The sequence below is a fragment of the Saccharomonospora iraqiensis subsp. paurometabolica YIM 90007 genome, from assembly GCF_000231035.2.
In the GTDB taxonomy this organism is placed as follows: domain Bacteria; phylum Actinomycetota; class Actinomycetes; order Mycobacteriales; family Pseudonocardiaceae; genus Saccharomonospora; species Saccharomonospora paurometabolica.
In genome coordinates, this window is record NZ_KI912247.1 from 211731 (window position 1) to 215375 (window position 3645).

Consider the following 3645-nt stretch of genomic DNA (forward strand, 5'->3'; position numbering starts at 1 on the left):
GCCTCGGCGCTCGCCTGCGGCAGCCGTTCGGACACCGCACGCGCGACCGCGTCGGGGTCGGCACCGGCGTTGCTGAGCATGCCGCGGCCGGGATCGTGCTGCGTGGCCGCCCACAGCAGGTGCAGGGCGTCGAGCTCCCCGTGGCCCTGTTCGCCCGCGTGCCGTGCGGCCTGGGACACCAGCTTGTTCGCCCGCTTGCTCAGCAGCTGCGTGATGTCGATCCGCCGCACCTGGCGGCCGAAGCTGCCCTGGGAGGGGCCGTTGACGCCGAAAACGCGGGCCAGGAAGTCGTCGAACGACTCGAACCCGCCCGAACCGTGATACGCAGGCATTCTCAACCTCCCACGCGGTAGCGCTCTCCGCCACCGCAGACTTGAGTCTTTCACTATCAACTAACGTGCCGGGTCCCTCGGCAATTCCCGAGGGTGTGATCATGAGACCTGGGTCACGTCCGGTCGGTCGCGGTGGTGCCGCGGCGCGCGGCAGGCGGCCGTACCGACTGGGCCATTCGGATGATCTCGGGTGTGTGCGGCGGGGGCACCGTGATTGACTCCCGTGATCACCGAAGCGGGGAGAGGCATGACGACGACGAGGTCGATCGCCGCGGCGGCGCTGTCCGCCGTGGCCGCGGTGTCCCTGACGGTCGCCGCACCCGGCGTGGCGGCGGCGGAGGACGACGAACTGCCCGTGCCGTGGACGATCGGGGCCGGGGTCGCCGCCCAGGCCGCGGGGCCGGACAGCCCGCCCCCGGGCTCCAACGACTGGTCGTGCGAACCGGGCGAGGACCACCCGAACCCGGTCGTGCTGGTGCACGGGCTGATCGCCAACCGGACGGTGAACTGGCAGACGTTCTCCCCGCTGCTGGCGAACGAGGGCTACTGCGTGTTCGCCCTGACCTACGGCGTCACCGACCTGAACAGCGCGGTCCCGCTCTACCAGCCGGGCGGGATGACGACGATGCAGGAGTCCGCCAAGGAGTTGAAGGCGTTCGTCGACCGGGTGCTGGACGCCACCGGCGCGAACGAGGTGGACCTGCTCGGGCATTCCGAAGGCACCATCATGCCCGCCTGGTACGTCAGCAAGCTCGGTGGCGAGGCGGTGGTGGACAAGTACGTCAGCCTGACGCCGCTGTGGGAGGGGACCAACCCGGCCGGCCTCGCGACGCTGTACCGGACGACGGAACGGCTCGGCCTGGACTCCGCCGTGGACGGGGTGGTGGGCACGGCGTGCGCATCGTGCACCCAGTTCCTGACGGGCTCGGACTACTTCGCCGAGCTCGACGAGGCCGGGATGTTCTCCCCGGACGTGGAGTACACCAACATCGTCACCCGCTACGACGAGCTCATCGTGCCCTACACCAGCGGCATGGCCGAGGGGCCGAACATCACCAACCACGTGCTGCAGGAGACCTGCCCCACCGATTTCGCCGAGCACGGCGGCGTGATGGCCGACCCGGTCGCCGCGGGCCACGTGCTCAACGCCCTCGACCCGGCCAACCCACGCCCGGTGCCGTGCACCGTGGTGACCCCGCTGGGCGCCGAACCCCCGCCGGAGTGGTGAGGCGCCGGAACGTTGGCCGGACTGGTGATCATGAAACGTGCGGGAAGCGTTCCTGTACGGCGTCGACGAATCGTGGGAGCTGATATTTCAGCGTGCTCAGGAATCCGGCCAGTGTTTCCGGAGGATTGTTACGAGCTCTGACGAGTTTCTGTAAGGAGCTCATGGTCCGTCCGGGGTCGAGATCGAGCTGATCCAGAAAGAACTCGTCCGGTTCGATGGCGACGAGGTCGTACGGATCGAGTGCGGTGCGCGGAAAGTCTTTGATGTTGCTGGTGACCAGCAGCTCGGCGTTGGCTCGTACGGCGGCGGCCAGGACGTGGCGGTCTTTCGCGTCGCAGTGCATCGAGTCGATGAGCGCGTCGTAACCCTCGATCTCCGCATCAGGGAAAGCACGCCGCATGCCACTGATACGCTTGCTCGCCTTCTCCGGGGGTACTCCGAGTTTCGCGACGAGGGTGTGTTCGACCTCGTCGAGGATCCTTGCCGACCACAGTGGTCGAAACATCTTCTCGTTGGCGAGGTACAGAAGTACGTTCGCCGGGTTGTATGGAACCAGGACGCATGCGTCCAACAGCGCCGGGAAAGCCACGGTACACAGTGTGCACTACGTCGCCTGGCGGGTGTCAACACGGAGGGTGGTGAGCAGGTCACGAAACCTGTTCACCACCTGCGCCGTCATCGTGTCGGAATGAAACCCGTCGAATCGTCGATGGTGTCGTCGTGAGCTGACTCGTAAGCCATCTCGTCGAGGTTTCCCTCGCGCTCCCGGCGGGTGTGTTCGTCGTATTCGAGCACGTCAGCCAGATACACGCGACGATGGCGTCCCGTTTTGTGGTACGGGATCGCGCCTCGTTCGAGTAGTTTGACGAAGGTGGGTCGTGAGATGTGCAGTAGATCCGCGGCTTCCTGCGTGGTGAGCACCGCGTTCGACGGTTCGATCACCACGGCGAGTCCCTTGCCCAGGTTGTCGACCACCTGGGTGAGTAGCTGGTAGAGCTGTTCGGGTAAGGCCACCTCTCGTCCGTCCGGTCCGACCAGCTTCGCCGATGTCGCGGAATCTTGTGCCGAAGTGGAGGCGGAGTGACTCGAGTGTGGGTCCGGACGAACGGAGCCGCGTAAGAGGTCGGCCAACTGCCCGAGCTCTTCGCGATGGGGTCCTTCCGGGGGAAGGAGGGTCCGCTCCTCCAGCGTGGTCGTCATGATGCCTCCCGGCTGACAGGGACGACTCGTGGTGATGGCGCCCGTGCTGTGTCCCACTGTGTCTGACAACAGGTTAATCGAAATATCCGAAACATGCCACTGGTGGAGAGGAAGCTTTTCACCCCCGCCCCGCCCAGATGCGTCGGGAGGTGGCGACGGGGTCGGTGGCCACGGACACCGGGACGTCCCAGATGCGGGTAAGCGCCTCGGCCGGGTCGTAGGCCGGCCAGCCCGGGTCACCGGTGCGGGCGAAGGACAGCCACGCGGTGCGGATGTGCTCGGACAGGTATTCCGCACCGTCCGGCACCGACTCGCCGAACACCATCGTCGTCAGTGGGGTGTCCAGGTTGCCGAACGTCAACGGCAGGTCCAGCGCGTGGCAGGCCCCCAGAGCCCCGCCCATCGCCGGGCTCTCCCACGTCAACTCGTACAGGTGGCTGCGCCCGCCCGCCTCGGCCTGGGCCTCGGCGCACCACAGGGCCGGCATCCGGAACACCGAGTCGGTCAGCAGCAGCGTGTGCAGGTCCGCATCGCCGATGCCGGGGTGCGCCGCGCGGTAGTCGTCCACGGCGGAGGCGTCCAGGCCCACCGCGGCGGCGGTGCGCGCGGGGTCCTTGCGGGAGAGGTCGCGGCCGAGGGTGAACAGGGTGTACTCGTCGCGGTTGAAGCCGAACACCGTGTCGACGTCCGCCGCCACGCCGTCGGCTAGCGCCTGCCACGGCCGCTGCGGCAGGGAATCGTCGTCGAGCACGAACGCGTACGGCGTGATGCTGTCCGCGCGCGGGGCCTGTCCCTCGGCGGGGCGCTCCAGGGGGCGCCGCTGGACGCGGTGGATCTCCTCCGGCGGCACCTGCGCCAGCGAGGCGACGGTGGCCTCCGCGCCCG

The 3645-nt window shown here is 67.8% G+C and carries 4 protein-coding genes and 1 pseudogene; 1 reads left to right on the forward strand and 4 read right to left on the reverse strand.

Going from position 1 to position 3645, the window contains the following annotated elements:
- Positions 1-332 (reverse strand): Clp protease N-terminal domain-containing protein (locus tag SACPADRAFT_RS28015; RefSeq protein WP_007026920.1); only part of this gene is annotated, 332 nt, incomplete at its 3' end.
- A gap of 247 nt (positions 333-579) precedes the next feature.
- On the opposite strand from SACPADRAFT_RS28015, the gene SACPADRAFT_RS0215295 reads away from it, so the two are divergent.
- Positions 580-1560 (forward strand): esterase/lipase family protein, encoded by a 981-nt coding sequence (locus SACPADRAFT_RS0215295; RefSeq protein WP_007026919.1) that lies wholly within the window; start codon positions 580-582, stop codon positions 1558-1560.
- A gap of 28 nt (positions 1561-1588) precedes the next feature.
- On the opposite strand, the gene SACPADRAFT_RS0215300 is transcribed toward SACPADRAFT_RS0215295, so the two are convergent.
- From SACPADRAFT_RS0215300 to SACPADRAFT_RS28020, 3 genes and pseudogenes are all read right to left on the reverse strand, one after another.
- Positions 1589-2149: a PIN domain-containing protein gene (locus SACPADRAFT_RS0215300; RefSeq protein ID WP_007026918.1), complete on the reverse strand. Its 561-nt coding sequence runs from the start codon at positions 2147-2149 to the stop codon at positions 1589-1591.
- 86 nt (positions 2150-2235) lie between these two features.
- Complete coding sequence (locus SACPADRAFT_RS0215305; protein WP_007026917.1) at positions 2236-2760, reverse strand: helix-turn-helix domain-containing protein; 525 nt, start codon at positions 2758-2760, stop codon at positions 2236-2238.
- 118 nt (positions 2761-2878) lie between these two features.
- A pseudogene (locus tag SACPADRAFT_RS28020) lies at positions 2879-3645 on the reverse strand (carboxylesterase/lipase family protein); the annotation flags it as partial.

What these genes read in the sequence shown, in the direction of transcription:
- SACPADRAFT_RS0215295 (WP_007026919.1), top strand. Translation starts at nt 580, where the DNA reads ATGACGACGACGAGGTCGATCGCCGCGGCGGCGCTGTCCGCCGTGGCC.
- SACPADRAFT_RS0215305 (WP_007026917.1), bottom strand. Translation starts at nt 2,760, where the DNA reads ATGACGACCACGCTGGAGGAGCGGACCCTCCTTCCCCCGGAAGGACCC.